Genomic DNA, 15009 nt, shown 5'->3' on the forward strand with positions numbered 1-15009 from the left:
GACTTATTGTAAATTAGATTATAGTGCGAGTTACAAAAAGCAATGCCATGTTAAAAGTTAATATGGTATGATTAAATCATTATAGATTTAAGGAGATTTATATATGTTAAGTAAGCAATGGAAATATATCATGATAGTTGCAGTAATTGTTAACTTAGTATCAATTAAAGGCTTCCCAATGGCAATTGGTGCTATCTATTTACCAGTATTATTTAAAATTATTAAATTACAGATCAATCTGTCACGTGGTCTTGTAGATCAGGTTAATGCTTCAACATTTGTGAAAGGTAATCAAACAGGTATTATTATTAGCGTTTTATGTTGTATGATCGTAACTGTTTTATTGTTTAAACCGTTAGGAGAGTTTTATAGTAATTTAGATGGCTTTTTAGGTTTTCTAATAACGATAAGTCCAGTAACGATGGTAATCGGTGCAATACTGTTAATTTTAACTGCTATTGGTATTATTCAAGCTGCTAAAGAACAGTTTAAAAACGTAAATATTACAAAATAACTACAATAACTCATCATTTTTAAGTAGAAAATCTCGGATATATTCGAGGTTTTCTTTTTATATAAGAAGAAACAGTTTATTGAAGAGATAGAAGAAAGTGTCGATAAAAATTATGTTTTTGAGAAAAATGAATTTATTATGAAAACGCTATATAATACGATTGCCCGTTTAAAATGATTAATGCTATACTTAACACGAACTAAGATTAATGAAGGGGAGATTTATAAATGTCAGTTAGAATTGAACATGATACATTCGGTGAAATAGAAGTACCATCAGACAAATACTGGGGTGCACAAACAGAAAGAAGTAAACGTAACTTCCCTGTTGGTAAAGAACGTATGCCAATTGAAGTCGTTTATGGATTTGCTCAATTAAAAAGAGGTGCCGCTTTAGCTAATCATGAATTAGGAAAATTATCGGATGCTAAGAAAGATGCAATTGTTTATGCATGTGACCGTGTATTAAATAAAGAATTAGATGATCATTTTCCTTTAGTAGTTTGGCAAACAGGTAGTGGTACGCAAAGTAATATGAATGTTAATGAAGTTGTCAGCTTTGTGGCAAACACTTATTTAAAAGAGCAAGGTAGCGATGAGTCTATTCATCCTAATGATGATGTCAATAAATCACAAAGTTCTAATGATACGTTCCCTACAGCAATGCACGTTGCATTATATAACGAAGTAGAAACGAAACTAGAGCCTGCTTTAAAAGCTTTAAGAGACACATTTAAACAAAAAGAAGAACAATATAACGATATTATTAAAATAGGGCGTACACATTTACAAGATGCTACCCCAATCCGTTTAGGACAAGAAATTAGTGGTTGGCGTTATATGTTAGATAAATGTGAAACATTATTAGCTGAATCAAAAGCACATATTTTAAATCTAGCAATAGGTGGAACTGCTGTTGGTACAGGTATTAATGCTCACCCTGAATTTGGTGATAAAGTTGCTAAATTCATCGCAGAAAATACAGGTTATCCATTTGTATCTTCTGAAAATAAATTCCATGCATTAACTGCACATGATGAGGTAGTACAATTACATGGTTCTTTAAAAGCACTTGCGACAGACTTAATGAAAATTGCTAACGATGTTAGATGGTTAGCATCAGGCCCACGTGCAGGATTAGCAGAAATCTCAATACCTGAAAATGAACCAGGTTCATCCATTATGCCAGGTAAAGTTAACCCTACACAATGTGAAATGTTAACAATGGTTGCTGTCCAAGTTATGGGGAATGATACAGCAGTAGGAATAGGTAGTTCACAAGGTAACTTTGAATTAAATGTATATAAACCTGTTATCTTACTAAATACACTACAATCTATTTATTTATTAGCAGATGGTATGAATACATTTAATAGTAATTGTGCTATTGGAATAGAACCCATTCCTGAAAACATCGATAATTACTTAAATCAATCGCTTATGTTAGTTACTGCTTTAAACCCACACATCGGTTATGAGAAAGCAGCAAGTATTGCTAAAAAAGCGCACAAAGAAGGCTTAACTTTAAAAGAATCTGCAATTCAATCAGGCTATGTAACAGAAGAACAGTTTGAGCAATGGATAAAACCAGAAGATATGGTTGAACCGAAGTAAATATACCGTAAAAAAGCAATTGTTGTTATCAATTAAATAATGTCTTGTAATACATCACAAGGTATATGCTTTAAAAATAAACACACTGTCATTTTAACTGGCAGTGTGTTTATTTTTATGATATTAAGAATTTTGAATTAATATATAACCTATAAGAAAAATTGGTGGTGAAATAATGGTTATAACTTGGAAGTATTGATATAACTTTTAGCAAATAGTATAACTACGTTAATTAATTAGATTTCATCATCTAGACTGACAGAAATTTGTGTTTGTGTCAGTGGATGGATGAATTCAATTTTGTAACTATTTAATTGAAGTTGTCTCAATGTAGAGTTTCCATATAATGGGTCACCTATAACTGGATGTCCAATTTCAGCTAAATGAACACGAATTTGGTGAGTACGGCCTGTATCTAACTTCAATTCTAATTCACAGACATCTTCTTTTACCATTTTTGAGTCAAGAATATGCGTGATTGCTGATTGACCTGTGGGTGATACCCTACGTTTGTTAGAATGGAATTTATCTTTACCAATCGGCATATCAATTGTTTGGGGTTTGATTGGTAATAAACTATGAACATTAGCTTTATAGATACGATCAATTTCATTTTCTTCTAACATACGATCTAATATTTTCTTCATCAATGGATTTTTCGCTACGATTAATAAACCAACCGTTTCTTGGTCTAGGCGGTGAATTGGTTCAACATAGTCACTTTTAACTGTATAAATAACATGATTCATTAATGTATTGCTTTCTTTTAAATCATTTGGATGTGTTTTAACACCTTTTGGCTTCATGACTATAGCGATATCATCATCTTCATAGTAAACTTGTGCAAAACGATAACTAGGTAAATAGTTACTTACTTCATCTGGAGTAGGAATAAAGACTTTATCACCTGTGTTAACTCTTGTCATTAATGAAGCGGTTGCGTCGTTAATTGTAATTGCTTTAGACATGTTTAAATTATGCAAATCTTTTTTAGGTAAATGCAATTGTTGGAAAATTTCTCTTAACGTTAAATTATTGTATTTAATAGGGATTTCAAATTTCATAGTATCCTCCTTGATAATCAACTATTATCATACCACAAACATAGATTTAAAAATATTAGATAAATACTTTCAGTAGATTAAAAATTACATTTGTAATTACAACATACATTTAAACAATAAATCAGGATTTTTAAATTATTACCTGAGAAGGTATAATAAATATAAAGTTGTAAAGAAATGGACTGGTTAAATGGAAAAACCAACGAGACTTGCATTGTTAAAAGAAATTGCTGAATTTTTAAATGAAGAGACAGAAACATATAATATGATTCAAGGTGCATTGGAATATTTAATCGAAGGTACTGCATTTACTACCGGTTGGATATTTTTTATAGATGATGCAGGACAACATGAATTAGTTGCGCATTATGACTTACCTGGTGCATTATCAAAGCAAAATTGTAAATATATGTGTGAAGGTACCTGCTGGTGTGTGCAAGCATATCAAAATAAAAAACTGACAAAAGCATCAAATATTATAAATTGTTCGCGTATTAACCTTGCAAATCGAGCATTTCAAGAGGAAACTGAAGGCATTACACATCATGCCACGGTGCCGCTGCGTTCAGGAGCTGAATTGTTTGGTCTTTTAAATGTAGCAACGCCATACAAGACAAGTTATAGTGAAGAAGATTTAGAATTATTAGAGTCTGTTGCTTTTCAGATAGGGTCTGCAATAAAACGCATCATATTGACGGATCAAGAGAAAGAAGCAGCACGTATAAATGAAAGGAATCGGCTTGCACGTGATTTACATGATTCAGTAAATCAATTGCTTTTTTCTGTAAAATTAACCGCGCATGCTGCACAAGGCATTTCTAATGAAGAAGTATCACGTAAAGCCTTTAATATAATTGAAGAAACGAGTCAACAAGCAGTAAATGAAATGCGTGCATTAATTTGGCAACTAAAACCGGTTGGGTTAGAACGAGGTTTAGTTAAGGCTATTCAAAATTATAGCGACGTATTACAATTAAATTTAACAGTTAGTGTAGAAGGTTTAATTAGTTTACCAAGTATTATTGAAGAAAATACCTATAGAATTATCCAGGAAGGTATGAATAATACTAAAAAGCATGCTCAAGATACAGAAATTACATTAAAATTAGCGCAAAATCAAAACTATTTTTATGTAGAAATTAAAGATTACGGTATAGGTTTTAATATGCGACAATCAAACTATAATAATTCTCATGGCATTAATAATATGAAACAACGAGCAAAAGCGATTGATGCCGATATAATGATAACATCTGAAGAAAATAAAGGAACTCAAATTTATATAAAAGTGCCGTTATAATATGATGGAAGGAAGATTAAAATGAATCGAATCGTGCTTGTTGATGATCATCACATTGTAAGGCAAGGATTAGAATTTTTATTGTCTACAGTAGATGATTTAGAAGTCATTGGAGGATTTTCAGATGGTAAATCATTTTTAGCATCCTTAACAACTAATGATTTACCAGATATTGTATTACTAGACTTAGTCATGCCAGAAATGAATGGTATTGAAATTACAAAGGTATTAAAAGATAATTACCCACAAATAAAAATATTGGTCTTAACGAGTTATGTTGATGATGAACACGTGATATCTGCCATTGATCAAGGGGCTGATGGGTATGAAATGAAAGATGTTGAACCAGAGCAATTAATTAAAACAATAAAAAAAGTGTTGAATGGAGAAAAAATAATTCATCCACAGGCCCAAAGTGTTATAGAAGCTGTTAGTAAAAAACCCCATTTTACGAATAAATTATCTAAACGCGAAGCAGAGGTTTTAGCCGAAATGGCTAAAGGTAAGACTAATAAAGAAATTGCAGAAACATTGTTTGTATCAGAGAAAACAATTAAAACCCACGTAAGTCACATATTTAATAAATTGCAAGTAACGGATCGTACACAAGCAGCTATTTATGCGATGCAGAACAACTTAATATAAAATTTGAATTTTATTTAAATATATACTACAAGGTAGTAATTTTCTCGGTATTTTGAAAAATTACTTTAAAATATATAAAAATACTATATAATAAAGTTAATACTCAAAAGGGGGATGTTGCTATGAAAACAAAAAATCTTTCATTAAAGATTGTCATAGCATTAATACTAGGTATTGCAATTGGTTCTATTTTTAATATTTTTGCGGGATCGGCTTTTGTTGAGAACGTTGATAAATACCTATTTAATGTTATTGGACAAATTTTCTTGAATTTAATCTTTATGCTTGTAGTACCTGTAGTATTTGTATCCATTGTTTTAGGTGTAGTCGGTGTAGGGGATCCGAAATTATTGGGAGGAATTGGTTTAAAAACAATTTCTTTCTTTTTAACTACGACAGCAATTGCGATTATTATCGGTCTTACTTTGGCGTTGGTATTACAGCCAGGTGCAGGTAAATCAGAGCTTTTAAATAGTGATGATGTATCGAGTTATCAGCAAACACTGAACAAAGAAAATAGTGCCCAAGATTCGGCAGCAAAACAAACATTTGATCAAACACTTATTAATTTATTTCCTAAAAACCCATTGCAAGCAATGACAGAAGAAAATATGTTACAAATCATTACATTTGCGATATTTATTGGCGTCGGTATTATTATGGTAGGTTCCAAAGCACAGATGGTACATAAATTTTTAGAACAAACCAATGAAGTGTTAATGTATATCGTTACTATGATAATGAGCGTATTTGCTCCAATTGGGACATTTGGATTAGTAGCACATGCATTTACAGGAGCAGGATTTGGGGCAATCCAACAACTAGGGATGTACTTCTTTATTGTATTGTTAGCCCTGGCAATCCATTTCTTTGTAGTTTATGGTATTGCTGTTAAGGTTATGGGTAGAACAAGTCCATTAAAATTCTACAAGGACTTTATTCCTGCGATTACATTAGGCTTTAGTGCTTCAAGCTCAACTGCCACTTTACCTGTTTCTTTAGAATGTACGAAAAAAATGGGAGTTAAACGTGAAATTGCTTCATTTGTACAACCTTTAGGAGCAACTATTAACATGGATGGCACAGCAATCATGCAAGGTGTTGCTACTATATTTATTGCACAAATTTCAGGTGTTACGCTATCTTTTGCCCAAATTATAACGGTAGTCGTAATCGCCGTAGTAGCTTCAATTGGTACAGCTGGTGTTCCTGGTGTAGGTTTAATTATGTTAGCCATGGTGTTAAACGCGGTAGGCTTAGATCCAGCTGCAATCGGGATAATCTTAGGTATAGATAGATTACTGGATATGACAAGAACTTCAGTGAATATAACTGGTGATGCAGCTTGTGCATTAATTATTTCTAGAGCTGAAGAAAGAAAATTAGCCGCAAAGAATGAATGAATTTAAATAGTTTAGGTAGATAATTTAAGAGGACGGAACATTATTATAATGTTCTGTCCTCTTTTTTTAATTAAAATCAATAGTTGTAAAAGAGAATATGTTATTGGTTAATTGTTTTTATAAATTATTCTATAAAAACAGACTATATGTTTTTAATTGTCGTTAAAAATATTTTTGTTATCTAAAGTAATACTTTAGGACTACCTAAAAAATATTGCCATAACATTACCTTTATGCAACAATTGTAAACATAGTATTAAGAAAGGGTGAAGATAATGTTAAATATATTGAGAGGCTTTAAAAAGCGATTAAAACATTTAGATATTGGTATAATTATTAGTTTTATAATTCTAAGCGTCATCGGTGTCATAATGGTATACAGTGCAAGTATGGTTCCAGCTTCTAAAGGGAGTTTAACAAATGGAACACCTATAGAAGCTAATTATTTCATGAAAAGACAACTTATCTTTTTCATTTTAAGCATTTGCATAATCTTATTTATTAGCATGTACTTTAATATTAAGATGCTAAGAAATACTAGTACTCAAAAATTTCTAATAGTTGGCACATTCGCATTATTAATTCTGACGTTACTGATTGGTAAAGATGTAAATGGTTCTAGAAACTGGATTAATCTTGGATTGTTTAGTTTACAATCATCAGAGTTTTTAAAATTAGTTGCTATTTTTTATCTTTCATTTATTTTAGATAAAAAATTAACAAACAATCAAGATTATAAGTTGAAGAATATTGTTCCACCATTAGGCATATTAGGTGTGGGATTAGTTTTAGTACTAATGCAGGGAGATCTCGGAGGTACATTATTAACAGTTGCAATTATTGTGGCTATATTAATGTATTCGGATATCAAAAATAAAATAAAAATCCAAATTTTAACAATTACTTCAATTCCTGTAGTACTATACATCATTTATACTTTAGTTTTTGATTCGAAAAATCTATACAGAATGAAGCGAATTAAAGTAGTATTGGATCCATTTAAATATGAGAATGGTGACGGATATCAACTGACAAATGCATTAGTTTCAATAAGTAACGGTGGTGTGTTCGGTCGTGGTCTAGGTAATGGTATCTTGAAATTAGGTTATTTACCAGAACCACATACAGACTTTATATTTACTGTTATTTCAGAAGAATTAGGACTTATAGGTGTATTACTTATACTACTCATGTATGGTTTTATCATTTTAAAAGGATTTATTTACGCAAACAAAACGCGTAACCACTTTTATAAATTAATTTGCGTAGGTGTAGTGAGCTATTTATTTATGCAAGTATTTGTAAATATAGGCGGTGTATCTGGCTTGATACCATTAACTGGTGTAACACTCCCATTGTTAAGCTATGGTGGGTCATCCATATTAAGTATCAGCATAGCATTGGGCATTTTATTGGCAGTTATCCGAGAAATTAAAAAAGAGACAAAAGTATATGAATAATACATGAAAAAATCAATTGAATAACAAGTGGAAAGGAAGAAGTAATTTGAAATTATCGAAAAGAGGCAAAATTGTAGCGATTATTTTACTGTTAATACTTATAATAATCGGATTTTTTGCATATAAGTTATTTCATTTGAATCAAGCAATACACGATTCAGACAGAACAGATGAAGCAACGAAAGCAACACAAGAAAAAATAAAAAACAATAAACCAATTTCTATCGCAATATTTGGGGTGGATTCAGATGTGAAACGCGCTGAGGAAAACATGGGACAACGTACAGATACACTATTAATTGCATCAATAAATCCCGAAAAGAATAAAACAAAACTCATTTCTATACCTCGTGATATGAATAGTAATATCCCTGAGGTCGCTGGTAATCAAAAGATTGCACATGCTTATGCATATGGTGGTCCAAAGACAGCAATGGCCACACTTAGACAAAATTTAGATGTACCGGTAGATGCTTATGTTACCTTAGACATGGATGGTTTCAAAAAGATGATTGATATTTTTGATGGTGTGACTGTAACAAGTAATGCTACATTTAGTTATAATGGTTCTAGTTTTAAAGAGGGACAAAAAGTAAAATTAGATGGTGATAAAGCGCTAAATTATGTGCGTAGTCGTAAAGAAGAAGGTGCAGGTGGTGACGAAGGTCGTACTGAAAGACAACGTCAAGTAATTGATGCACTATCTAAAAAAGCAAATGGATCTTCCAATTTATTTAAGTTAAACAAAATACTTAAAGTTAGTGAAGAAAATGTTAAAACTGACCTGAATGTTGGAGATTTAAAATCTTTATATTCAAATTATAAAGATGCTACAGAATCTATTGATAAAGAATCTATTGATGGTGAAAATTTAATAGAATCTGATGGAGTTTGGTATTTTGAACCAAATGAAGAAGATAAAAATGTTAAAATAAATGTATATAAGAATAATTTAAAATAGAATATAGGGTTTAAATGTTAAGAGGTGTAAAGCAATGACAATTATTATATTGCTTATAATAGGGCTCGTTTCCTCTATTATAGGTTCTTTGATCGGTGTTGGCGGGGGTATTATTATTGTACCAACCCTCGTTTTTATAGGTGCAAATTTTGATTTATTAAGTGGTATTACAACGCAAACTGCAATTGGTATTTCATCTGTAACACTGGTTTTTACAGGTTTATTTTCAATAATTGCTTACCGAGGTAAAGGTAAAGATACAATTGATTTTAGAAATGGTATTTTATTTTCTATTGGTATTATTCCGGGATCATTATTAGGTGCTTACCTAAGTCAATTTCTGAATGATATATACTTTAATATTATATTTGGTATATTTTTATTTTTAATTTCAATTTTACTTTTTGTAAAAGACTACTTGGCATCTAAAAAGGACAGTACTACAGAAAAAAATGTGAATTTAACAGTAGGAATTATTTTTGCATTTTTTGTAGGTATCAGTGCTGGGTTGTTTGGAATTGGTGGTGGTGTGCTAATGACACCGTTAATGATTATTGTCTTTAACTTTACGCCACATGTAGCTGTAGCAACAAGTATGATTATTATTTTCACTTCAAGTTTAGCCAGTTCAGTAGGTCATATGATTCAAGGACATGTTATTTGGGGTTATGGATTGATATTAATCATGGCCAGTTATGTAGGAACAAAATGTGGTGTAAAAATTAATAGATCGATTAATTCTGCAAAGTTATCAAATTTACTTAAATTCGTTTTGATTTGTTTAAGTATTTATTTGATTATCAAAGGATTTATTGAATTATAAATTTAAAAGTACGAGCAAAGCATGTGGTTAATTGATTAATCATTGTCGCTTGCTTATGACACAGTTGGCTAGAATTGAAAAGTATTTTAAGCGCTTTTTGAATTCTAGCCAGCTTTTAACAAATTTAATAAAAAAGATAGGTAAGTGTATTTTTAATATAATAGAAAACTTGCAATCATCTTTACAGAAAACAAGGCTAAGACATGTTAATATTTTAGCCTTGTTTTTTAATAGTAAACATTAGTAAAATAATTAATTCATATTGTCTTTTTGCGCTAAATTTTCAAACTATTTAATTTCATTATAAAGTTCTATAAATTGCTTGCCTTTTTTACGATTTATAGAATTAAAAATCCATGGTTCACCGTCTAAGTCCATAATAACTATCTTATAACCGGTTAATGTTAGACCCATTTTTATGTTTTTAATGTCTGAAAATAGTAATTCATCTTTAAAATTTGGTAGTTTTGCACCATTACTAGTTTTAAAATATATGCGATCGCTGAGCAAAATTAAATCTCCAAAAATTGATTGTGAAAGTGAATATTTCAATGTAGCTTGAATAGCACATACTGGATTATTAATATCTATATTCATAACTTATTCCTCCAAGGTTTAATTACTGCGTTAAAATAATGAGAGTTTGACATAAGATCTAACCATTTATTTAATATTACCACTAATGTTGCGTGCTATAAAATATTTACAGAACTAATAACCCACTTTATTTCATCATGAATGATATAAGGTGGGTTTAGTATATATATATAAATTTGATGAAAGAGATTTTACATAAAATCGGCAAAATGGTCTCTATAACGCATGTGCAATATAGCACTAACAATAAATAAAATAACTACTAGTACAAGGTTATACAGCGTTAAGTGCCAGTGTTCAATAAAATACCATTCATGGTGAAGAACAGAGGCTCTATAGCCCTCTGCTAGGAAATAGATTGGATTTAATTTCATCACTGTCATTACAATTTCATTTTTAGGCGTATACAAAATAGAAGAGACAAAAAATATGATTTTCATCAACGATTGAACTATCATCTGCGTATCACGGATAAGTACACCTAATGTTGAAGTTAGTAGTGAAATAACTATAGTAAGTATAAGGGCATAGGGCACATAAATTAATAACTGTAATGAGTATATGGAAGGGTAATAACCTCCAAAGAAACATAATATTAATACAATCATAAGTAAACCAAGATGACCATAAAATCTACTAAAAACAATGTAACTTGGTATGATAGATAATGGAAACTTCATTTTAGCTACTTGATTATACTTTGAAGAGATTGATTTCGTACCTTCCAATACACCTTGGTTAACGAAAAACCACATGCTAATTCCGACAATTAACCAATAAATAAATGGAATACCATCATGTGTTGTATTATTTCGTAGGCCTAAACCAAAGACAAACCAGTAAACTGCAATTTGCATGGCTGGGTTTATAATCTCCCAAGCGACCCCTAAATAATTATTGTGATTTGAAATACGTAGTTGAAAATCTGCTAGTCTTTTAATTAAATATAAATTTTTCAATTGCTCTTTTAAAACAAAACATATTGCATTCATTTGAATATATCACTCTTTCATGCTGACTTTTAAAAATTGATAAATAGTATTATACATTATTTGTAAAAATATAAACAAATATAAATAGAATACCAATAATATTTAACTTTAAAGTGTGTCTATAAAAAGCTTGGGTTCATTATCATTAAATACTTTACTTTATTTAAGTTAAAACGAACCTCACCAATTAACATAGCGGGAGGTTCGTTAAAAGACCATATAGAATGGTTATATTTTCAAGGGGATGTTACCTTTAAAATCTACTAATTGATAAGCTAATTTAACATCGTTATCTGTAGGTGGTTGAACATCGTTTAAAGGATAGCTCAAGTTCATTGCTTCCCATTTGTGAACACCAAGTTGATGATAGGGTAATAGTTCAAATCTCTCCACATTATCTAATGTATTTATAAATGCGCCTAATTGTATTAAATCTTCCTTGGTATCAGTATATCCGGGAACTAGCACGTGCCTTATCCACACAGGCTGTTTAAGATCTGATAACTTTTTAGCAATTTTTAATATTTGTGTGTTAGGTTTTTCAGTTAATGCTATATGTTTTTCGTTATCAATATGCTTAATATCTAATAGTATTAAGTCTGTATATTTTAATAATTCATCGAAGTGACGTTGAAACGCAACTGTGTCATTTGCACAACCTGCAGAAGTATCGATGCAGGTGTGAATTCCGTTTTCCTTTAATGCTTTAAACAAAGCTGTGATAAATGGCATTTGTAGTAATGGTTCACCACCACTTATAGTTACGCCACCTCCAGATGCTTCGAAATAAGGTGTGAAAGAAGTGATTTCATCAATCATTTCATCAACTGTTACTTCCCTAGAAAATGAATTAACTTTCCATGTATCTGGATTATGACAATATAAACATCTTAATAAACAGCCTTGCATAAAAAGTATATATCTAATACCTGGACCGTCGACAGTGCCCATACTTTCGACAGAGTGCAAGTGTCCTTTAAGCATTTTGCTCCCACCTTTATTTACATTCTTTCATGGAACGTACGAGAAATAACATCTAATTGTTGTTCTCGTGTTAATTTAATGAAATTAACAGCATAGCCAGAAACACGTATAGTTAGTTGTGGATATGCTTCAGGATGATCCATTGCATCTAACAATGTGTCTCGATTAAAGACGTTTATATTTAGATGATGTCCGTGTTGCATAGCGTATCCATCAAGCATACTTGTCAGATTTCTATTTTGTTCTTCTGGTAATTTTCCTAATGATTTAGGAACGATACTAAATGTATTTGAAATACCGTCTTTGCAACAATCATAAGGGATTTTTGCAACAGAACTTAGCGATGATAATGCACCTTTTTGATCTCGTCCATGCATTGGATTAGCGCCTGGAGCAAATGGTTCACCAGCTTTTCGTCCATCAGGTGTATTACCGGTCTTTTTACCATAAACGACATTTGAAGTGATTGTAAGTACACTCATCGTATGCTCAGAATTACGATATGTTTTATGACTTCTTAATTTAGTCATAAAGCGTTCTACTAAATCTACGGCAATATCATCTACACGAGGATCATTGTTGCCATATTTAGGAAAATCTCCATTTATTTCAAAATCAATTACTAAACCATTTTCATCACGGATTGGTGTAACTTGAGCATATTTAATTGCTGACAATGAATCCGCAGCAACTGATAATCCTGCGATACCTGTTGCCATTGTACGTATAATATTAGTATCATGTAACGCCATCTCGATACGCTCGTAACTGTATTTATCATGCATATAATGAATAACATTTAAAGAATTGATGTAAACGCCTGCTAACCAATCCATCATCTTATCAAATTTTTCAAACACTTCATCGTAATTTAATACTTGTGAATTGATAGCTTCATATGACGGTCCGACTTGCATACCAGATTTTTCATCTTTTCCACCATTAATTGCGTATAATAAAGTTTTAGCTAAGTTTGCACGAGCACCAAAGAATTGCATTTGTTTACCAATTTTCATTGCAGATACACAACATGCAATACCATAGTCATCACCGTATGATTCACGCATTAAATCATCATTTTCATACTGTATTGAACTTGTTTTTATACTCATTTTTGCACAGTAGTTTTTAAAGTGGGATGGCAATTGTACCGACCAAAGTACAGTTAAATTTGGTTCTGGTGCAGGTCCTAAGTTGTCTAATGAGTGCAAGAAACGGAATGAGTTTTTAGTTACAAGTGGTTTACCATTAATTCCTATACCACCAATTGATTCAGTAACCCAAGTAGGGTCTCCAGAGAATAATTCATTATAATCTGGTGTACGTGCGAATTTCACAATACGTAATTTCATAATAAAATGGTCAATTATTTCTTGAACTTCACATTCTGTTATCGTGCCATTTTTTAAATCTCGTTCAGCATAAATATCTAAGAATGTAGACGTGCGTCCTAAACTCATAGCAGCACCATTTTGTTCTTTAATAGCAGCTAAATATGCTAAATAAAGCCATTGTACAGCTTCTTTAAAAGTAGTAGCAGGGCGACCAAGGTCAAAACCGTATGTTTTACCTAATATTTTCAATTCTTTAAGTGAGCGATATTGTTCTGATAATTCTTCGCGCAAGCGTATAACATCTTCTGACATTTCAGTAGACATAGTGTTAAAGTCATGCATTTTTTCTGCCATCAAAAAGTCAACGCCATACAGTGCAACACGGCGATAGTCACCAATGATTCTCCCACGACCATAAGCGTCAGGAAGACCTGTTATAATACCAGCTTTTCTACAATTAAGCATTTCCTTAGAGTAGGCATCAAACACGCCTTGATTATGTGTTTTACGATAATCTGTAAATATTTTTTCAGTTTCTGAATCTAACTCATAACCATATGCTTCGCAGGCAGCTTTAGCCATACGAATACCTCCAAATGGTTGCATAGATCGTTTAAATGGTTTCTCAGTTTGGACACCGACAATAGTTTCTAAATCTTGGTTTAAATAACCAGCTTCATGTGAAGTGATTGTAGAAGGCACTTTAGTATCCATATCCCACATGCCACCACGTTCACGTTCTTCTTTGGATAAAGCCATTACTTGATCCCACAGCTTGGTTGTTGCCTCAGTCGGTCCTTCTAAAAATTGTTCATCACCTTCATATAGTGAGTAGTTTAGTTGGATAAACTCACGAACATCAACATGGCGATTCCAACGTCCACTTTTGAATCCTTGCCAAGCAATTTCGTGTAATTTTTCTTTTTCTAACATTTTTTCTCCTCCATTCATTTTGTTAATAATTTCACAAACATTGTAACATTATCCTTGTTAATGTTTTCACAATATTTGTGAAAGTTTTTAATACAAACTGTGAACGATTTGAGAAACTGTAAGAAGTTATATGACAGTTTTATAATATTGTGTATCTGTTATACAACAGATGAGGACTGCGGTATTATTAATGAGTAAAGGAAAGGCATGGATGAAGGTGAGTATAAAAGTGAATATAAAAAATAAGAAACACAAAAATAGCCACTTTTATATTTAGTGATTAGTGAATAAAAGTGGCTTAATAAATCGTAGATATATAATAGAAGGTTTTAGAAATTAAATTGTGCATAAATTTATATTAATCATTATGATAACAGTAATTAGTA

Annotated in this window: 13 protein-coding genes; 8 read left to right on the forward strand and 5 right to left on the reverse strand. The window is 31.4% G+C overall.

Annotated elements, in window-relative coordinates; genetic code table 11:
- The first annotated feature begins 103 nt into the window (after window positions 1-103).
- Together LG295_RS05545 and fumC are read left to right on the forward strand one after the other, a co-directional pair.
- Window positions 104-514, forward strand: coding sequence for a hypothetical protein (locus LG295_RS05545; RefSeq protein ID WP_017723185.1), 411 nt, complete (start codon window positions 104-106; stop codon window positions 512-514).
- A gap of 227 nt (window positions 515-741) precedes the next feature.
- On the forward strand, window positions 742-2127 hold the full coding sequence (gene fumC / locus LG295_RS05550; RefSeq protein WP_107531007.1) for a class II fumarate hydratase: 1386 nt from the start codon (window positions 742-744) through the stop codon (window positions 2125-2127).
- A gap of 236 nt (window positions 2128-2363) precedes the next feature.
- Here fumC and LG295_RS05555 read toward each other — a convergent pair whose 3' ends face one another.
- Window positions 2364-3191 (reverse strand): RluA family pseudouridine synthase, encoded by an 828-nt coding sequence (locus LG295_RS05555; RefSeq protein WP_107558481.1) that lies wholly within the window; start codon window positions 3189-3191, stop codon window positions 2364-2366.
- A 190-nt stretch (window positions 3192-3381) separates the two neighbouring features.
- Between LG295_RS05555 and LG295_RS05560 the strand changes: the two genes are divergently transcribed.
- The 6 genes from LG295_RS05560 (at window position 3382) to LG295_RS05585 (ending at window position 9783) form a co-directional block, all read left to right on the forward strand.
- Entirely contained in the window at window positions 3382-4491 is a 1110-nt protein-coding gene (locus LG295_RS05560) for a GAF domain-containing sensor histidine kinase (RefSeq protein ID WP_107558480.1), read from the forward strand.
- Between the two features lie 21 nt (window positions 4492-4512).
- Window positions 4513-5136 (forward strand): response regulator transcription factor, encoded by a 624-nt coding sequence (locus LG295_RS05565; protein WP_107531010.1) that lies wholly within the window; start codon window positions 4513-4515, stop codon window positions 5134-5136.
- Window positions 5137-5258: 122 nt separating this feature from the next.
- Window positions 5259-6539, forward strand: coding sequence for a dicarboxylate/amino acid:cation symporter (locus LG295_RS05570; protein WP_107558479.1), 1281 nt, complete (start codon window positions 5259-5261; stop codon window positions 6537-6539).
- Between the two features lie 275 nt (window positions 6540-6814).
- Window positions 6815-7999, forward strand: coding sequence for an FtsW/RodA/SpoVE family cell cycle protein (locus tag LG295_RS05575; RefSeq protein ID WP_107531791.1), 1185 nt, complete (start codon window positions 6815-6817; stop codon window positions 7997-7999).
- Window positions 8000-8045: 46 nt separating this feature from the next.
- A complete protein-coding gene (locus tag LG295_RS05580) occupies window positions 8046-8960 on the forward strand; it encodes an LCP family protein (RefSeq protein ID WP_107531792.1) in 915 nt (304 codons plus the stop codon).
- Between the two features lie 34 nt (window positions 8961-8994).
- Window positions 8995-9783, forward strand: a complete 789-nt coding sequence (locus LG295_RS05585) for a sulfite exporter TauE/SafE family protein (RefSeq protein ID WP_107558477.1) — start codon at window positions 8995-8997, stop codon at window positions 9781-9783.
- A gap of 288 nt (window positions 9784-10071) precedes the next feature.
- Here the strand turns inward: LG295_RS05585 and LG295_RS05590 are convergent, their stop codons facing one another.
- The 4 genes from LG295_RS05590 to pflB all read right to left on the reverse strand — a co-directional run bounded on the left by LG295_RS05590 (window position 10072) and on the right by pflB (window position 14623).
- The gene (locus tag LG295_RS05590) at window positions 10072-10380 is read right to left on the reverse strand and encodes a hypothetical protein (RefSeq protein WP_326017028.1); all 309 of its coding nucleotides are present in this window, start codon (window positions 10378-10380) and stop codon (window positions 10072-10074) included.
- A gap of 191 nt (window positions 10381-10571) precedes the next feature.
- A complete protein-coding gene (locus tag LG295_RS05595; protein ID WP_107531795.1) occupies window positions 10572-11372 on the reverse strand; it encodes an ABC transporter permease in 801 nt (266 codons plus the stop codon).
- A 228-nt stretch (window positions 11373-11600) separates the two neighbouring features.
- Window positions 11601-12356 (reverse strand): pyruvate formate-lyase-activating protein, encoded by a 756-nt coding sequence (gene pflA, locus LG295_RS05600; RefSeq protein WP_107531796.1) that lies wholly within the window; start codon window positions 12354-12356, stop codon window positions 11601-11603.
- Window positions 12357-12373: 17 nt separating this feature from the next.
- On the reverse strand, window positions 12374-14623 hold the full coding sequence (pflB, locus tag LG295_RS05605; RefSeq protein WP_318832773.1) for a formate C-acetyltransferase: 2250 nt from the start codon (window positions 14621-14623) through the stop codon (window positions 12374-12376).
- Window positions 14624-15009 lie beyond the last annotated feature (386 nt).

This window comes from Staphylococcus pseudoxylosus (assembly GCF_044794325.1).
Taxonomy (GTDB): Bacteria; Bacillota; Bacilli; order Staphylococcales; family Staphylococcaceae; genus Staphylococcus; species Staphylococcus pseudoxylosus.

Coding starts and splice junctions, on each gene's coding strand:
- LG295_RS05555 (WP_107558481.1), bottom strand. CDS start 3,191: ATGAAATTTGAAATCCCTATTAAATACAATAATTTAACGTTAAGAGAA.
- pflA (WP_107531796.1), bottom strand. CDS start 12,356: ATGCTTAAAGGACACTTGCACTCTGTCGAAAGTATGGGCACTGTCGAC.
- LG295_RS05545 (WP_017723185.1), top strand. CDS start 104: ATGTTAAGTAAGCAATGGAAATATATCATGATAGTTGCAGTAATTGTT.
- LG295_RS05565 (WP_107531010.1), top strand. CDS start 4,513: ATGAATCGAATCGTGCTTGTTGATGATCATCACATTGTAAGGCAAGGA.
- pflB (WP_318832773.1), bottom strand. CDS start 14,623: ATGTTAGAAAAAGAAAAATTACACGAAATTGCTTGGCAAGGATTCAAA.
- LG295_RS05575 (WP_107531791.1), top strand. CDS start 6,815: ATGTTAAATATATTGAGAGGCTTTAAAAAGCGATTAAAACATTTAGAT.
- LG295_RS05570 (WP_107558479.1), top strand. CDS start 5,259: ATGAAAACAAAAAATCTTTCATTAAAGATTGTCATAGCATTAATACTA.
- LG295_RS05560 (WP_107558480.1), top strand. CDS start 3,382: ATGGAAAAACCAACGAGACTTGCATTGTTAAAAGAAATTGCTGAATTT.
- LG295_RS05595 (WP_107531795.1), bottom strand. CDS start 11,372: ATGAATGCAATATGTTTTGTTTTAAAAGAGCAATTGAAAAATTTATAT.
- LG295_RS05585 (WP_107558477.1), top strand. CDS start 8,995: ATGACAATTATTATATTGCTTATAATAGGGCTCGTTTCCTCTATTATA.
- fumC (WP_107531007.1), top strand. CDS start 742: ATGTCAGTTAGAATTGAACATGATACATTCGGTGAAATAGAAGTACCA.
- LG295_RS05590 (WP_326017028.1), bottom strand. CDS start 10,380: ATGAATATAGATATTAATAATCCAGTATGTGCTATTCAAGCTACATTG.